A 15,987-nucleotide genomic window follows, 5' to 3' on the forward strand; every position below is an offset into this window, starting at 1 on the left:
GCATGGCATATGCAGAGCAGAAATATTATGTTTCCGGCTATCTGCTGGGGAGATCCCCAGCGGTGCCGGAGGCGGTATTTCCGTACTGGGAAAAGCAGGCAGAGAGGATCATTGATCAATACACCTTTGACCGCGTGAAACGGGATAATGACCTTGTTTCTGATGAGGTAAGGGATTGTACCTGTGAACTGACAGAACTGCTGTATGCGGCGGACAGTGTGTCGCAGCAGACATTGCAGCAGGGCGGCGCCGGTCCGTTGGTGTCATACAGCAACGACGGAGAATCCGGGACGTTTGACTTGTCGCAGTCTGTGTACACGGAATCCGGAAAGGCTGCCAAGATCAGGGAGATCATCTACCGGTATCTAGGAAACACCGGGCTGCTTTACGCGGGGGTGTGATGCTATGAATGATAATTATTGTCATACGATCACGCTTTATAATCGGATCCGGGCAGCAGACAGTGCAGACCGGAAGGAGCACTGGAAGAGAACCGTGCTCCATGGCTGCTTCTGGAAATCCGTGATCGGTACAGGATATTCCGACACACAGGCGAACGTGCAGAATACCTATGTGGTTCGTATCCCGCGAGATGAGCGGTATTTGTCTTACCTGCAGTACGCAAAGATGTCAGACGGCGCTTTTACTGTTTCCCAGGGGGATATCGTGATTCGTGGGGCGTGCACAGAAGAGATTACCGGAGAGAACGGTCAGACGGCAGCGCAGCTGCTGAACCGGTACAAGCCGGAAGCGTTTAAGGTGACGGCTTTTTCGGATAATACGGCGTTCCGTTTTGCGAAACATTACCGGCTGGGAGGGTGATGGATATGGACTTTTCCTTTGACTTCGTCTGGGAGAGATCACCGGAGCAGGTTGCAGGGCGGATCATCAGCCCGGATGTACGGCTGTTTGCTGCGAATAAGGCAAAGCGGTTCATGGACCCCTATGTTCCGGCTGATACTCTTTCGCTGGCGCGGAATACCAGCGTGTACGTCCAGGGGGATGAGGGGGGTTGTGGAGTATCATTCCCCGTATGCGCATTATCAGTATGTCGGCCAGATTTATGGACCCAATTATCCGATCAAGGACGGTGGCTTTGTTACTGGATGGTATCCCCCGCCGCATAAGACCCCAACCGGCCGGTCGCTGAACTACAGCCATTTCCGGCATCCTCTGGCTACGTCCAAGTGGGATAAGGCCATGGAAACAGCACGGAAAGGTGATCTTGCGCAGGCGGTAGAAAACTATATTAAGAGGTGAGGCTATGACGAAGCACGATGCAGTTAAGGCGTACTTCGGGGATAAGGTGGCGGAGCTGGCCAAGGATGTGCCAGGTTTTAACTTCTCCCCGGATTATCCCGGAGCGGTGGCCATTGTTACGGATTATTCGGACAAGGTCAAAAAGAAGTATATCCGGGTGGGTGCAGACAAAGAATACGGATTTTCTATCATCCTGACGAAGGAATATTCCACGGACATGGATGCGCTCAATCTGGAAGCAATGAATTTTGCACAGGCATTTATGGACTGGCTGGAAATCCAGGACAAGAAGGGTATTTACCCGGAATTCCCGGATGGCTGCCAGATCAAGAAGATGGAGTGCCTGCAGAATATGCCGAATCTGGCAGGCATTAATGCAAAAGAGGGACTTGCACGGTATATGATCCAGTGCAAGATTACATATTTTGAAAAGGAGGTCGCAGTATGAAGTTAAGCGAACTTATGCAGGGCAGGACACCTAATGCAGATTATGAGGGATGGGTGACGAATGATGACTTTGTGTTTGCCATCAATCTGGATCCACATGGAACCGGGACGACAGCCGAGAAGGATTATGGTGTTGTGCAGATGGGAATTGAGGGACTGGATGCCCAGTTGAACCCGATTACCCAGGACAAGACGTACATCCGCGCCGGACAGTCTACCATGCGTACCGGTACACAGAGATCCTTCAAGGTGTCCGGTGACCGGTATATCGGGGACGAGGTGCAGGACTATATTTTCGGACACGGAATTAAGTACGGCACCGGCAATGCGGTGGTTACTGACTACGTGTATTTCAATATCCTGAATGGAAAAGGTGAAAAGGGCCAGGTATCCATTATCATCAATTCTGACGGCGGCGGAAATGCCGGCGAATCTGCGGCGATTGACGTGGAATTTAAGAAGATCGGTAATGTACCCACAGAATATACCTATTCGGCAACCTGAGTGAGGAGGATAAGATAGATGGTTATCAATGGCAAAGAACTGAACTTTAAAATTTCCAATCTGAAGGATGCGGGAAACATGGAGTTGGCACTGAAGGAAATGGAGAAAACGGAGAAAGAAGTTCGGAAAGGTAAGGATCTTTCCACGTCGTCGGCCATACAGGCAATGATCGATATGTTCCGCAACTTTTTCAAAATGGCCACCGGAGTGGATGTTCTGGAGGGATGTGAAGATGCGCTGGATGCCAAGCAGGCGTATTCTGACTTCCTGAAAGAGATATCCAAACAGAAACAGGCCATCCTTGAACCGTTTAGCCTTGACAGAATCAAATGATGGAAGAATGCAATATTTTGATTGACGAACTGCCGCATAGTGTTGTTGTGAATGACTGTATTTATGATGTAAATTGGGGGTATCGAGCCAATATAATAATGGAAATCTGTATATTCAGTGATCGGAGCGATGAACAAAAGCTTCTGGATTGTCTGAATATTTTTTATTGCAGGAATATCCCCGCGGACGTGGATCAGGCCGTTGAGAAAATGCTGTGGTTCCATCGGTGTGGCAGATCTCCTGACAAACCAGAGGATAAAAAGCAGCCATCCGGCGCCCAGAGGCCCAAGCGGACCGGCAGAGCGTATTGTTTTGACAAGGATGCGGCGTTGATCTTTGCTGCATTTTTCAGTCAGTACGGCATCAACCTGAACCGCACTGCAAATAAGGATCTGCACTGGTGGGAGTTTATGGCCATGTTTGATTCCTTAGGTGAAGATCTGCTGATTTCCCGGGTGATGTATTACCGGACAGCAGACACGGAAGGGATGAGCAAAAAGCAAGAGGCGTTTATCATGCGGATGCGGAAGCTGCATTCCCTGTCTGACGCTTCCAGTGATATGGATAGCAAGGCCAAGCTGGCAAAAAGAAATGCAGACATGCTGGCATATGTAAGAGAGAGGATGGACGCATGCAAAAAAGAGTAAAGTGCCCGTTTTGCGGGTATCGGATGCCTATCACGGCCCTGGAAGATGCCGAATGTCATGGCCTGATCATGAAATGTAAGGCCCGTAATTGTGGAAAAGAATTTGAAATCAAAATCAAAGAAGGTGATCAAATCAAGTAGTGCCATTATGTGCCGATGATTATTGCCTCCTGCAAAAAGGAGATGGTACGCATTGGCAAACGACGGAAACGTTAAAATTGGAGTAAAGCTTGATGATAAAGGCTTCAAGGAAGAGGTCTCCGGCCTGGGCAGTTTTGCCAAGAAAGGTTTTGGCGCGATTGGCAGCACGACGGTAGCAGTTGCGAAGCTTGCTGCAGGTGCTGTTACCGCAGCTACTGGGGTCATTGCCACCAGTCTTGGGGCGTCCGTAAAGGTGGGCGCAGCCTTTGAGGCGGAGATGTCCAAGGTCTCGGCCATTTCCGGTGCTACCGGGGATGAGCTTTCGCAGCTGACAGAAAAAGCCAAGGAGATGGGCGCTGCCACAAAATTCAGTGCTTCCGAATCGGCACAGGCCATGGAGTACATGGCGATGGCCGGGTGGAAGACCACAGACATGCTTTCCGGCATTGAGGGCATCATGAACTTGGCAGCTGCTTCCGGTGAAGATCTGGCAACCACTTCGGATATTGTGACAGATGCATTGACGGCGTTCGGGCTGTCGGCGGCAGATTCCACGCATTTCGCAGATGTGCTGGCGCAGGCATCCAGCAACGCAAATACCAACGTTTCGCTGATGGGTGAAACATTTAAGTATGTTGCGCCGGTTGCCGGGGCGCTGGGATATTCTGCAGAAGATACAGCGGTGGCCATTGGATTGATGGCCAATGCCGGAATCAAAGGAAGCCAGGCAGGAACTGTTCTTAGAAGTATGATGTCCCGACTGGCAAAGCCGACAAAGGAAGTTCAGGGGGCAATGGACCGACTGGGTGTGTCTCTCACAGACAACCAGGGCAACATGAAGTCTCTGGATCAGATCATGCTGGATCTCCGGAAAGGGTTTTCCGGGCTTTCCGAAGCGGAGAGCGCCAATGTGGCAGCATCGCTGGCCGGGCAGGAAGCCATGTCCGGATTGTTGGCTATTGTCGGAGCGTCAGATGATGATTTTGATAAATTAAAGCAGGCTATATATAACTGCGATGGGGCCTCAGCCCAGATGGCGGAGACCATGCAAAACAATCTGCAGGGTCAGCTTACAATTTTAAAATCCTCTGCAGAAGGGCTGGGTATAGAAATCTACGAATCCATCCAGGAACCTTTGACGGGATTTGCACAGCTTGGCATTGATGCTATCAATGAGCTGACAGACGCGTTTAAATCTGGCGGTGTGGAGGGACTTGTTTCCGCAGGCGGAGAATTAATTGGTAACCTGATCACCGGCGCAGTGGAGCAGCTGCCGAATGTATTGGCGCTGGCAACTTCGTTGCTGAGCTCTATTATTTCCGGTATTGCATCCGGCATGCCGCAGATCTTAGCTGCAGGTCAGCAGCTGGTATCCGATCTGATTACTGGTGTGGTGGAACAGTTGCCGCAGCTGGTACCGGTTGCATTGCAGATGCTGCTGACATTTGCGCAGGGAATTATAGACAATTTGCCATCCGTTCTGGATGCTGGTATACAGATTATTCTGGCGTTGGTACAGGGCATTGCAAATTCACTGCCCACGCTCATCGAGCAGGTACCGCGGCTGATCAATAGTTTCACCGCGGCTGTGTACGGGGCGCTGCCGAAAATCCTGGCTGCAGGCGTGCAGATTCTGATCACACTTGGCCGAGGTATCATCAGCAGCATCCCGACGATCATTGCCAACGCCGGAGAGATTGTACAGGCAATCCTGAATACAATTTCTCTGCTGAATTTGTTCAGTACAGGCGCGAACATTATCAAGGGTTTGGGTTCTGGTCTGAGATCCATGTTTTCCAGTATTGGCAGTGCAGTGCGAGATTTGATCCAGCAGATCAAAAATCCGTTTAATATTGACTGGTCAAGCATTGGCAGCAATATCATCAAGGGTATTGTAAATGGATTGAAGAACGGCATCGGCGCAGTGGTCAATGCGGCCAAGAGCGTGGCGAAAGCGGCGCTGAATGCCGCCAAGAGCTTTCTGGGCATTCATTCCCCATCCAAGGTTATGCGGGACGTGATTGGTCGGAATATGGTCGCTGGTATCAATGTCGGCATTGAGGATGAGACGCCGGGACTGGAAAAAGTGTCCAGACAGAGTGCATCCCGGGCAGTGGAAGCTATGCAGGACGGTGCGTACCGAAAAGCTGAGGCTGCCGGGGCAGAGGCAACGGAGAAATACAGTCCTGGCGAACCGGATGATAACGGGGAGCAGCCAGATGGCAGATCGAGACGGTGGCGCGTGGAAGTGCCGGTATATCTGGATGGCCGGGAGATGGCCAGGGGAATGGCAGAATTTACCAATGAGCAGTTAGCATGGGAGGGATTATAAATTGTTTGTCAATAATGTACCCATATCGGAATACAACGCTATGCTGCAGCAAGATTACAGTGTGTCCGGGACGGAGATCAATTCCTCCTATGCGGATAATGGCCGGTCTTTGGTTTTACTTGGTCAAAAGATCGGCCTGAAGACCCTTACGGTTAAGTTGACTTTCTTCGGAAAGACCAGCGACGAAACGTACACGCGGTATTCTATGTTCTGTGCAAGCTTGCTGGGCGTTCTGGAGCTGATTATGCCGGATGAAAAGCGATACCGGTGCATTTTAACCTCCGTGGGTGCTGAAACGTATGTGACGGAAGGTGTCATGGACGCAACGTTCTCTTTTGTTGGATACAAGCACGGCGCGCTGCAGACCGTGATGGGAAGCAGGCTGTTTTGCGAGAGCACGCTTCCGAAAACGGATTGCATCCTGACTGCAACAGTGGGATCATCTGGGGAAAATTATAGGCTGGGAACAGTGACTTTTCCCTCGGTGACAGCAGGGGAAGTTTTAAAAGTGGACGGAATTACCAAGCGGATTCTGGTCAATGGCGTACCGGCAGCGCAGCGGGCAGAGTGGCTGCAATTTCCGTATCTGGTGCCGGGCATCAACAATATTGACTGCAAAGATTCGGTTACCACAGAGTATTATCCTGCGTATTTTTAAGGCGGTGATAAAGTGTTAAAGCTTTTAAACGGGGCAGACAACCCCGTTTTGAATATTGATGATTTTTACATAGACGAGCTCTGGTCCGGTCTGGATGAGCTTGTTTTTGATATTCCGGTGGAGGATCCGGCTTACAAGGCGATCCTGGAAGAAGCTGTCATTGAATATGAGCAGCCATATCTGGTAAAGGCCATTGATGCCGGAAAAACACAGGCGAAAATCAAGTGTCAGCTGAATCTTGATGCTTTAAAGGCAGACATGCGTGTGCCGTATGCCAATGACAGCGATACGGTGGCCGGGACAATAGAAGGGGTGCTGCCATCCGGGTGGACGGTGGTGGATCATTCTTATATCAATAACAGGCGCACGATCAAATTGGATGCAGGGACGCCGCTGGATGTGATTCAGGAGTGTGCAAGCACTTACAGTGTGGTGATCCGGTATGATGTCAAGCATAAGCAAGTGCACATCTGGGATCCGGATGCGTTTGTACCGCTGGGCGCTTTTGCGTCCCGGGATCTGAACCTGAAGGAAGTAAATTACAAAGGCAAGAGTTCCAGTTTTGCTACCCGCTTGTATGGATACGGAAAGGACGGCATGTCTGTGGCATCCATCAATGACGGAAGTCCCTATGTGGAAGATCATACTTATTCCGACAAGGTGATATCTGTCTATTGGAAAGATGAACGGTATACCATCGTTGAGAATCTGCTGGCTGATATGAAAAAGAAGCTGAAGGAGCTGGCGGTGCCGGAAATATCGTATTCCTGCGACGTGCTGGATCTGGCCAAAACAAATCCGGAACTGTATGGGCATCAGAATTTTGCACTCATGCAGGTGATCCGGCTGGTGGACGACATCAAGGGGATAACCATCAATCACCAGATTGTGCAATATCGCCGGTATCCATTTTATCCGGAGAAAAATGTGGTGACGCTGTCAACGGTAGCACCGAAGATTATGAGCACGGTCAAGCAGTTGGAGTATAACCAGGACAATCCGTCCAGCCCCTTCCGGAGACAGATGCAGGCTGCCATTGACAATGCAACGACGAGGATCAGTCTGGCAGAGAAGGGCTATGTTGTATTGCCGAAGGATGCAGACGGGAACGTGACGGAGCTTCTGATCATGGACAAGCCCAACAAGGAAACCGCGACAAAAGTCTGGCGCTGGAACATGGGTGGCCTAGGATACAGTGGCAACGGATACAATGGACCGTATGGCACGGCCATCACTATGGACGGTGCAATCGTGGCCAATTACATCACCGTGGGCACCATGTCCTGTGATCGGATCCGGGGCGGGACCCTGATCCTGGGCGGCGCTTCCAATGGGAATGGTACGTTTTACCTGCGGGATGCCGGCAACCAGAACATTGCCATCATGGACAATACCGGGTTGAAAATGTTTAAGGGCAGCATCAATCTGGCAGATAAGTTTATCGTATCCAGTGAAGGAAAGCTGCAGGCCACAGATGCCACAATTACGGGCAGCATAACGGCCAACACCGGGTACATCGGCGGCACCGGCGGATTTGTGATCGCTGCAGGGAAACTTTATTCCGGCGGGAAAACAGCGCTGGGATACAATTCAGACGGCGTTTACCTGGGCGTGGAGGGCATTGCCCTGGGACAGGTGGAAAACGGTGTGTCCATGTTCGAGGTGGACAAGGCTGGGACTGCAGTTATGCGTAAAGCCTACGTCATCGGCAACGGTCTTCTATTCGAACCGGGCGGCGGCATCTCTACGGACTACAGCAGCTATGCGCAGTTCCAGGTATTGTCAAATGGGCAGGATGTGATGGTCAATGCGGTGGATGGCAACCTGATGCTGGGACCTTATAACACCTATGAAGTGCATTGCGGTGCCACGCTGTATGACGAGAATGGCCGGGAGGTGAAAGGCACAACGGCATCAGATCGGCGGTTGAAGAGATCTATCCGCAGGCTGGACAGAGAGAAGGCATACGACTTTATTCTGCATCTGGCTCCGGCGGAATATCGCTACCGGAAAAATGCGGTAAAAAAAGATTTCGACCGCTACCACCACGGGTTTATCGCTCAGGATCTAAAGGATGCTATGTATGCGGACTGGGCGGTGGTGGATGAGTTTGTTCTACCGGGCAAGAGGAAACAAAAGAGATATTGCCTGGAATATGATGAGCTGCTTGCCGATATGGTGGCAGCATTCCAGTTTTTAAGTGAAAGGGTGGATGATTTATATGGAAAAACCAGTAACAGTTGCGCTTGATGATATGCGGCGTGCTGTGTGGCGGGAGATCAATGCTGCGCAGCTTCCGGCCACAATCCTGGAACCGGTACTTGCCGGCATCCACAGGGAGCTTTCTGCGGCGGCGCAGCAGGAGCTGGCCTGTGACCGGCGAAGCTACGAGGCAGAACTGGAAAAGGAAAAGAAGGAGGCAGCGGATGAAGATAAGAACCGAGGTAACGGTTGACCTTATGCAGCCGGATCCACTGCCCGTCGTAAAGGCCAAGCAGGGGGATAGTTGCCGGGAGGTTGCGGTTACGTTAAAGGCTGACAGCTCCATTGTCATCCCGGATGCGGTACCAAAAATCTATATCAAGAAACCGGACGGCACAAAGATCTACAACGTCTGCACCATGGACGGGGAGAAAGTGGTTGTGCCTCTTCGGACGCAGTCTCTGGCGGTGGCCGGGGAGGCAGAGGCGGAGATACAGATCATTGATGCGGACGGTGTCTTGTCCACGCCGATCTTCCGGCTGTTGGTGTATCCGAGCAACATCGACAACGAGGCCATCGAAAGCTTAGATGAATTCACGGCCTTGCAGAAATCTTTACAAGAGTTGGAAGCAATCAAGAAAACCGTCCAGAAGGGAGAGAAGGGTGACCGCTCCACCATAAAAGTTGGAAAAGTAACGACCAGTGATCCCGGTGGCGAAGCAAAGGTGACCAACAGCGGCACCAACACGGACGCGATATTTGATTTCGCAATCCCGCGGGGCGCCACGGGGCCAAAAGGTGAACCAGGCGGGGATGCAGCAAATACAAATTTTGACGATACAACAGCAGGTCTGGGAGTGACCAATGTGCAGGAGGCAATAGAGCTTCTGGCACGGTCAATGTCAAGAGCTATCATTACATCGGGCGAAGTATAAAGGAGATGAGCGATTATGGCAAATAACGTTTTGGGAACAAAAATTACAGATCTGGAAGAAGCCCAGGCGGAGGGCTTGACGGACGATGCGCTGTTGATCGTGGAGCCGGAGACACAGCCAACGAAACGAAGCAAGTTAAGTACATTTTTTGCGTGGGTGAAGGGTAAGCTGGCGGCTTGGATCCTGAGCAGCTACGATGAGGTCATGGCGGCCACGGAGGCCGGATATCTGGTGGATGCACTGGCAATCAAGGGCGGTTTCGCGCAGCTAAACACGAATATTGCCACGACCAAAGACAGTGCTATAAAGGTAAAAACTACTTACAAAGCATACTCGGCGCCGGCTGGTAAAACAGTGCTTTTTACCCCAGGGGATGCTGACTTTTCAGGAGGCACTGTTTTATGCGTCATCCCAGAATTGGTGGCGGCATCTGCCGGATGGGATAACACGATAATAAGCATCGGCACAAGCGACGATGGTAAAAGCATACGCTTATATTCTTCGGTCAATCAGAACCTGTACGTCAGGGCGATCTTTTTATATATTTAATCATGCGTCAAAATTGATTGTCTTGGTGTAAGTCCTGCCATCAATGTAAACATCCACAGACAGTTTCCAGGGCGTGCCGCTGTAATCCACTTTAAGGTTTGTGATTTTGTTATTTGTACTGCTGTCTGCATTATTGGGCACCAGATCAAACATAGTAGTATCTGCCACGCGCATCCGAGCGATGTTCCGCCCGAATGGTCTAAAGTCAAAATCTATTTTCTGGCCACTTGAAAATCCTTTAAGTGATGTTTTGTTTGCAATATTCGTGTTTCGATGTTTAATGCCCGCAGGCTTATAATAAAGCCAAAAACGGAGGACGGAGACATGGATATCAGATCACAGGTGATTGATGAAGTATTGCAGGCGCTGGGAGGCATTGCACAAGATGTATTGCGGCGGGTGGAAGATGCGATAACGATCTGCCTAAATAGGTATGAGCTGCAGGAGCGGTGCACAGAGCTGACGGAAGCAATCGTCAGGAGAGACTACCTGAGTATGTACTTGGCCACGCTGCGGATGGAGGGCAAGGCCGAGAGCACGCTTGATCAGTACGGACGTCATATTCGGATGCTGCTGGCGTTTTCAGGTAAACCAGAAGAGGAGATATCACTGTATGATTTACGGTATTATTTGGCATGTTATAAGCGCGTGCGCAAGGTTGCCAACAACACGTTGGACAATGTGCGGCGGTACATCAGGGCGTATTTTAAATGGTTGGCGGCGGAGGGCCACATACAGAGGGATCCAGCGGCGGCACTTAAGATGATCCACAGCCAGAAAAAGGTAAAGAGAGATCTCAGTGCCGTGGAGTTGGAACGGATCAGGAACGCCTGTAAAACAAAGCGGGACATTGCCTTGGTAGAGTTTTTATACGCAACCGGTACGAGAGTATCGGAAGTGGTGGCTTTGAATATTTTGGATGTGGATTTCGAGCGGCTAGAGGTGCGTGTGCTTGGCAAGGGAAACAAGGAGCGGATTGTGTATATAACGGAGCGCTGTGCCATGTATTTGCGGGAATATCTGCAGAGCAGATCTGATGCCGGAGAATCATTGTTTGTATCCATGAGAGCGGCCAAACGTTTGCAAAAGGCGGGGATTGAGAGAGTAATCCGCGACCTGGGCCGCAGGGCCGGGGTGAGTAATGTGCATCCGCATCGGTACCGCCGGACAATGGCCACGCACTTGATCAATCGTGGCTGCAATATACAGGACGTGCAGCAGCTGCTGGGCCACGAATCCATCAGTACCACGCAGATCTATTATGTGTACAGCCGTAATACTGTTAAAGCTGCGTATCAAAAGTATGCTGCATAAGTAATTTAAAACAAGTACAGGAGACGTCTGGCAGTGTCAGGCGCTTTTGTTGTGCCTTTTTGCAACCGAGGAACCTTGAAAAGAGAATATCGAAACACGAAATTATCTACCGTATCAAAGCAGTATACCGGAGGATTATTGGCAGGAACAATGTATGCTGATAGGATTGGAAATGTCGTATCAGTAAATTATACGGGCGATATCACTAGAGCTCCTGCAGGTGAAACAACTATTGCCACGTTGGATGCACCATTTCGCCCAATGCGACGGGCCATTGTTGCATCCAGCCGCAATTCCGACTATCAGATCACAGTGTTTCCAGATGGGCGAGTGGCCTTATACAATTATGGTTCCGCTTATAGTGGAACCTCTATTTGCAGGTTTGGTTTTACCTATTTGACGGATTCTTCATTTTAATACACACCATATACGGTTAAAACGCGTCCTGTGGTTCCAGATACTCTAGCTGCCTGCAGCCGTGTTTTATTTTCCCATCTCAACTGGAAACGATCCGTTGACAGCCAAGAATTATATCCAGTATTGCAGGATGATCGAAATAATTCTATTGGTACAAAAGCTTGTCTGTATATAGACACTCCATCTGCATATTGTTCTACAACATACAAGTATCGATATTTGCTCATGTCTGATACTGTATAGCTTGACTGTTCGGTGCCGGAGTAGGACAGCAGCTTATCATAAGTTCCATGCTTGCCAATATTCGTGTTTCGGTTCGGAAAGGATGAAGAATTGAATATTATTTTAAAGAATGAAGAAATCGTAACCGGCAGATGCTATCCAGAGGGCCAGAACAGGGTGGTGCTCACTTTTGACGGAGATACCCCTTCTGCGGAGCTGCTGGTTGAGTTCAAGCTTGCCAATGATGCTGGTAATGTGTTCGGGGCCTACAGTGGTTATAGCACCGTATACCAGGCGCTTGAAAATGGATACATCTTATCCAATGACGGCAGCGTGTATGAGCCACCTGCAGAGCCAGATCCAGAACCGATCTATGAGCCTACACTTGATGAGCTTAAAATGGCCAAAAAGCAGGAAGTGAGTGCCGCCTGTGAGCAGACCATTGCCAAGGGTGTTGATGTGCAGCTTCCGGGAGGTGTAGAACATTTTTCTCTGACGGCCAACGACCAGATTAATCTGATCGGGAGCCAGGCGGCGGTCACCGCAGGAGAACAGCAGATTGCGTACCATGAGGATGGTCAGCCGTGCAGGTACTACACGCCGGATGAGATTGGCCTTATCGTGCAGCAAACCATGTTTTGGATCGGTTACCATCGGACGTACTGTAACAGCATCAACATGTGGATCCAGGCGGCAGCTGACAAGGATGCTCTGCTGGAAATCCATTACGGTGCTGATGTACCGGTTGCATACCAGTCCGAAGTGTTGAAGGATTATCTGGCCAAGATTGCGGCAAGCGCAAAGGAAGATGATGTGAGTGAGGCAGTATCTTAAGAGTGTTATCTTGTGGGTGATCGGAGGATGGCTGTACATAGGTATGGAGCTGATTTGGCGCGGTCGGTCGCACTGGACAATGTTTTGTTTGGGCGGCCTTTGTTTCGTCCTGATCGGCTTGATCAATGAGCTGATACCATGGTGTATGCCACTGTGGCAGCAGGCGCTGATCGGGGCCGGGATTATCACATCCTTGGAGTTCCTGACCGGTTGCATTGTCAACCTGGCGCTGGGGTGGCATGTATGGGACTACAGCGGAATGCCGGGCAATGTCCTGGGACAAATCTGCCTGCCGTACAGCTTGTTGTGGATTCTGGTGGCTGTGGCGGCTATCATCCTGGACGACTGGCTGCGGTATCTGATATTTGCCGAGGAGCGGCCACATTACTGCCTGTGGCGGCACAGAGAGGGATAAAGACAAATGTATGTGGATGTAAATACAATCATTACGGCCGCGAGCCTGCTGGCAGCAATCGGGGCCATTTTTTCTGTCGTTTTTGCAGTGTATCGTTGGTATCTGCGGCAGAATCGACAGGATACAGAAATTGAAAAATTAAAATCAGAACAGTGCCTGCTGACATATGGCATTCTGGCTTGTCTTAAAGGCTTAAAAGAACAGGGCTGCAACGGCCCTGTGACAGAAGCCATTGACAAGATCGAGAAGCATATCAATAAGCAGGCACACGATCAGGAGGAATGAATATGAGTATTGAGACAATTATTTTAGCAATCGGTGTTTTGGCGTTTTGCGTGTCCGTGATAACAGAAGTGTTTAAAGGCGTGGGGCTGTTAGCGAAGATCCCCACAGATGCCCTGGTGCTGGTTCTTTCGCTGACACTTACCATCACGGCCTTTATCGCTTACATGCAGTACGTTCAGCAGGCTATTTTGTGGTATACGATCCTGGCAGCGATTATGGCCGGATTCCTGGTGGCGTTTGTTTCGATGTACGGCTGGCAGAAATTGACGGAGCTGTGGGGCCGATTCAAAGGAGGCAAGTAAACCATGATGGAAAAGATCATTGATGTATCAGACAATCAGGGCGTGATCGACTGGCAGCAGGTAGCAAAGCATATCGGCTTCGCCATCCTGCGGTCCGTCCGGGGATCTGGCAAGCTGGATTATCAGTTCAAAAATAATGTGGCGGGCTGTCGGAAGTACGGCATCGGATTTGACGTGTACAAGTATAGCTATGCCCTCACAGAAGCCGCCAGCATTAAAGAGGCACAGCAGGTGGTAGCTGCACTGCAGAGCGTTGGCTGCGGCCCGGAGGTGACCGTTTGGTGGGATATGGAGGACAAGTCCCTCCGGAAGCTTGGCAAGCGCCAGCTGACGAAGAACATTCTGGCCGCCAGAAAGGTCATCGAAGCAGCAGGGTATACCTTTGATCTGTATTGTAACAAAGACTGGTATCTCAACGTGCTGGATGTGTCGCAGCTGGACTGCAGGTTCTGGATTGCAAGGTATCCGTATAACCGCGTGATGTATCTCAACCAGGATCCGGAAAAGAGATATGCGCCGACCTTTGTTAAAAACCTCATGGGCTGGCAGTTCACCAGCCAGGGGCGGGTGCCTGGCATCAAGGGCAATGTGGATCTGTCTGTGTTGTATATGTGAGAAAACCGTCGAACGATAGAGGATGACACCGGAAGAACTGCGTGTTATATTGTAACTGTACACAAGTTATGTGAGAGTAATTGGATAGTGGAAAGAGCAGGAGAATGCTGACACCTCCTGCTCTTTCTGCGTGTAGTAGAATTTCATACGTTTTAACGGAATGGTCAGCCAGTTGGGACAGGACACCCGCCTGCCGTCACAGTACTGGGTGAGGATGGGCTGGCGCACGCCCGGGCGGGACAGATAGTCGGCAAAAATCTCATCCACCACCAGAGAAATGGTGTCGAAAATATTCCGGCCGGGGATCCACTTGTGGTCAAAGGCTGTGGAAGAGGTGATGGTGAAATTGTAGCCGCGATTCCGGTACCATTCCGTGTACACCCGGTTCAGGGTAAAGGACATGATGGCCAGAATGTTGGCGCGAATGGCCGCGTCTGGCCAGGTGGCATAGATTTCACTGGAAGCCACATTTTTGATGTAATCCTTATAGGAAACATAGTAGTCCGAGGCGGAACGATCTGTGGGCGGGCCGTCGTGCACCACAATGGTTTCTGGCACCACCACCCGGCTTAAAACGATCTCCCCGCTTTCCTGAACCGGCTTGATCTCAGTTTCTGCGATTTTCGGTGGATAATCCCCGTAGAGCGTGTGGGGGCCGATGACATAGAGGGATTCCTCCGCCGGGCGGGTGCGGGGGCGAAGCCGGGCCTGATAAAGAGACGTGATCAGCGGCAGTACCTCCACGCCGGACACCTGGAACGGATCAAAGCCGGGTGCCGTAATGGTAAGCGTATATTCGGAATAGGGCTGGGGGCGGTCGGGATTCAGACTGTATTCCACCGGCGGCGCGGGCAGGGAGACGGCCTCCGTCTGGCCGTTATTGTCTGTGGTGAGCTGTTCGATGGCACCGGAAGGATCGCCGGTATAAGCGATGGAAACCTGGGCATCAGCTACGGGGGCAGCGGTGGCAGCGGACACAACCGAGACGTCCAGCTGGCCGGTATCCGTCATGTCCTGTGCAAATGCGGTGAGAGAAGAAGATGGCATAGAAAACCTCGCATGAGAAAACTTCCTCATATCCTATGCAGAGAATAAAAAAATGTGCCTGTTCGTGAGAGCAGACACAAAGTAAAATTTATTTTATGTGCTAGAAAAATACAGGCGTGTTTGCCACAGATGTATCTTCCTCCGTGACCTGCAAAACAGTCACAGTTGGCGCAGACAGGCGTTCCCTGGAAGCGACGCCGGACTTTGCGGAAAGAGAGTAGGTCATGCCGGTAATCGTGATAGCCAGCACGCTTAAGGCCAGGATAATATAATTCATAAAGTGATTGTGTTCATACATGGAAATACCTCCCTTGCTGAAGAAAGAATCCAATCCGATTACTATTTATCGTATAGTTATCATATCAGATAATCTGAAAAAATATGTGAAAGATATTCGAAGATTTTCTTACGGAAAACTTAATATTGAAAACGAAAGATCGGGAAAACAAAAACACCGATATCCGTTAAGAGGGGGAGGGGATATCGGTGCTATGAAAAAGAGAGGGTTATGAAAAAGGTGTTTTCCTTT

Annotated in this window: 24 protein-coding genes; 21 read left to right on the plus strand and 3 right to left on the minus strand. The window is 50.4% G+C overall.

Annotated elements, in window-relative coordinates; translation table 11 throughout:
* The first annotated feature begins 2 nt into the window (after nt 1–2).
* From RJD28_08360 to RJD28_08420, 13 genes are all read left to right on the plus strand, one after another.
* Nucleotides 3–401, plus strand: a complete 399-nt coding sequence (locus RJD28_08360) for a hypothetical protein (GenBank protein ID WNV59460.1) — start codon at nt 3–5, stop codon at nt 399–401.
* Nucleotides 402–405: 4 nt separating this feature from the next.
* Nucleotides 406–822 carry a DUF6751 family protein gene (locus RJD28_08365; protein ID WNV59461.1) on the plus strand — a complete coding sequence of 139 codons (417 nt, stop codon included), beginning with the start codon at nt 406–408 and terminating at the stop codon, nt 820–822.
* A gap of 180 nt (nt 823–1,002) precedes the next feature.
* Entirely contained in the window at nt 1,003–1,260 is a 258-nt protein-coding gene (locus tag RJD28_08370; protein WNV59462.1) for a hypothetical protein, read from the plus strand.
* Nucleotides 1,261–1,264: 4 nt separating this feature from the next.
* Nucleotides 1,265–1,708: a hypothetical protein gene (locus RJD28_08375; GenBank protein ID WNV59463.1), complete on the plus strand. Its 444-nt coding sequence runs from the start codon at nt 1,265–1,267 to the stop codon at nt 1,706–1,708.
* Nucleotides 1,705–2,211: a hypothetical protein gene (locus tag RJD28_08380; GenBank protein WNV59464.1), complete on the plus strand. Its 507-nt coding sequence runs from the start codon at nt 1,705–1,707 to the stop codon at nt 2,209–2,211. The genes RJD28_08375 and RJD28_08380 overlap by 4 nt, the downstream gene beginning before the upstream one ends.
* Before the next feature lie 18 nt (nt 2,212–2,229).
* The gene (locus RJD28_08385) at nt 2,230–2,544 is read left to right on the plus strand and encodes a DUF6673 family protein (protein WNV59465.1); all 315 of its coding nucleotides are present in this window, start codon (nt 2,230–2,232) and stop codon (nt 2,542–2,544) included.
* Entirely contained in the window at nt 2,544–3,191 is a 648-nt protein-coding gene (locus tag RJD28_08390) for a Gp15 family bacteriophage protein (protein ID WNV59582.1), read from the plus strand. Before RJD28_08385 ends, RJD28_08390 begins: the two co-directional genes overlap by 1 nt.
* Before the next feature lie 192 nt (nt 3,192–3,383).
* On the plus strand, nt 3,384–5,663 hold the full coding sequence (locus tag RJD28_08395; GenBank protein ID WNV59466.1) for a phage tail tape measure protein: 2,280 nt from the start codon (nt 3,384–3,386) through the stop codon (nt 5,661–5,663).
* Nucleotide 5,664: 1 nt separating this feature from the next.
* The gene (locus RJD28_08400) at nt 5,665–6,321 is read left to right on the plus strand and encodes a hypothetical protein (protein ID WNV59467.1); all 657 of its coding nucleotides are present in this window, start codon (nt 5,665–5,667) and stop codon (nt 6,319–6,321) included.
* Nucleotides 6,322–6,333: 12 nt separating this feature from the next.
* The gene (locus RJD28_08405) at nt 6,334–8,571 is read left to right on the plus strand and encodes a phage tail spike protein (GenBank protein WNV59468.1); all 2,238 of its coding nucleotides are present in this window, start codon (nt 6,334–6,336) and stop codon (nt 8,569–8,571) included.
* Entirely contained in the window at nt 8,543–8,776 is a 234-nt protein-coding gene (locus tag RJD28_08410) for a hypothetical protein (GenBank protein ID WNV59469.1), read from the plus strand. Before RJD28_08405 ends, RJD28_08410 begins: the two co-directional genes overlap by 29 nt.
* A complete protein-coding gene (locus RJD28_08415; protein ID WNV59470.1) occupies nt 8,748–9,458 on the plus strand; it encodes a hypothetical protein in 711 nt (236 codons plus the stop codon). Before RJD28_08410 ends, RJD28_08415 begins: the two co-directional genes overlap by 29 nt.
* 15 nt (nt 9,459–9,473) lie before the next feature.
* Entirely contained in the window at nt 9,474–10,007 is a 534-nt protein-coding gene (locus tag RJD28_08420) for a hypothetical protein (GenBank protein ID WNV59471.1), read from the plus strand.
* On the opposite strand, the gene RJD28_08425 is transcribed toward RJD28_08420, so the two are convergent.
* Nucleotides 10,008–10,160, minus strand: a complete 153-nt coding sequence (locus RJD28_08425) for a hypothetical protein (GenBank protein ID WNV59472.1) — start codon at nt 10,158–10,160, stop codon at nt 10,008–10,010.
* A 171-nt stretch (nt 10,161–10,331) separates the two neighbouring features.
* On the opposite strand from RJD28_08425, the gene RJD28_08430 reads away from it, so the two are divergent.
* From RJD28_08430 to RJD28_08460, 7 genes are all read left to right on the plus strand, one after another.
* Complete coding sequence (locus RJD28_08430) at nt 10,332–11,321, plus strand: tyrosine-type recombinase/integrase (protein ID WNV59473.1); 990 nt, start codon at nt 10,332–10,334, stop codon at nt 11,319–11,321.
* 33 nt (nt 11,322–11,354) lie between these two features.
* Nucleotides 11,355–11,738, plus strand: coding sequence for a hypothetical protein (locus tag RJD28_08435; protein WNV59474.1), 384 nt, complete (start codon nt 11,355–11,357; stop codon nt 11,736–11,738).
* A gap of 333 nt (nt 11,739–12,071) precedes the next feature.
* The gene (locus RJD28_08440; GenBank protein ID WNV59475.1) at nt 12,072–12,794 is read left to right on the plus strand and encodes an acyl carrier protein; all 723 of its coding nucleotides are present in this window, start codon (nt 12,072–12,074) and stop codon (nt 12,792–12,794) included.
* A gap of 145 nt (nt 12,795–12,939) precedes the next feature.
* Nucleotides 12,940–13,209 carry a hypothetical protein gene (locus RJD28_08445; GenBank protein WNV59476.1) on the plus strand — a complete coding sequence of 90 codons (270 nt, stop codon included), beginning with the start codon at nt 12,940–12,942 and terminating at the stop codon, nt 13,207–13,209.
* Nucleotides 13,210–13,215: 6 nt separating this feature from the next.
* Nucleotides 13,216–13,494: a branched-chain amino acid ABC transporter permease gene (locus RJD28_08450; protein ID WNV59477.1), complete on the plus strand. Its 279-nt coding sequence runs from the start codon at nt 13,216–13,218 to the stop codon at nt 13,492–13,494.
* A 2-nt stretch (nt 13,495–13,496) separates the two neighbouring features.
* Nucleotides 13,497–13,796, plus strand: a complete 300-nt coding sequence (locus RJD28_08455; protein ID WNV59478.1) for a hypothetical protein — start codon at nt 13,497–13,499, stop codon at nt 13,794–13,796.
* A 3-nt stretch (nt 13,797–13,799) separates the two neighbouring features.
* The gene (locus tag RJD28_08460; GenBank protein ID WNV59479.1) at nt 13,800–14,411 is read left to right on the plus strand and encodes a GH25 family lysozyme; all 612 of its coding nucleotides are present in this window, start codon (nt 13,800–13,802) and stop codon (nt 14,409–14,411) included.
* A gap of 66 nt (nt 14,412–14,477) precedes the next feature.
* Here RJD28_08460 and RJD28_08465 read toward each other — a convergent pair whose 3' ends face one another.
* Both RJD28_08465 and RJD28_08470 read right to left on the minus strand, forming a co-directional pair.
* Entirely contained in the window at nt 14,478–15,458 is a 981-nt protein-coding gene (locus tag RJD28_08465; protein WNV59480.1) for a carboxypeptidase regulatory-like domain-containing protein, read from the minus strand.
* A gap of 100 nt (nt 15,459–15,558) precedes the next feature.
* The gene (locus tag RJD28_08470) at nt 15,559–15,756 is read right to left on the minus strand and encodes a hypothetical protein (GenBank protein WNV59481.1); all 198 of its coding nucleotides are present in this window, start codon (nt 15,754–15,756) and stop codon (nt 15,559–15,561) included.
* Nucleotides 15,757–15,769: 13 nt separating this feature from the next.
* Here RJD28_08470 and RJD28_08475 point away from each other — a divergent pair, with 13 nt between their 5' ends.
* On the plus strand, nt 15,770–15,970 hold the full coding sequence (locus tag RJD28_08475; GenBank protein WNV59482.1) for a hypothetical protein: 201 nt from the start codon (nt 15,770–15,772) through the stop codon (nt 15,968–15,970).
* The last annotated feature ends 17 nt before the right edge of the window (nt 15,971–15,987 follow it).

This window comes from Oscillospiraceae bacterium NTUH-002-81, from assembly GCA_032620915.1.
Taxonomy (GTDB): domain Bacteria; phylum Bacillota; class Clostridia; order Lachnospirales; family Lachnospiraceae; genus JAGTTR01.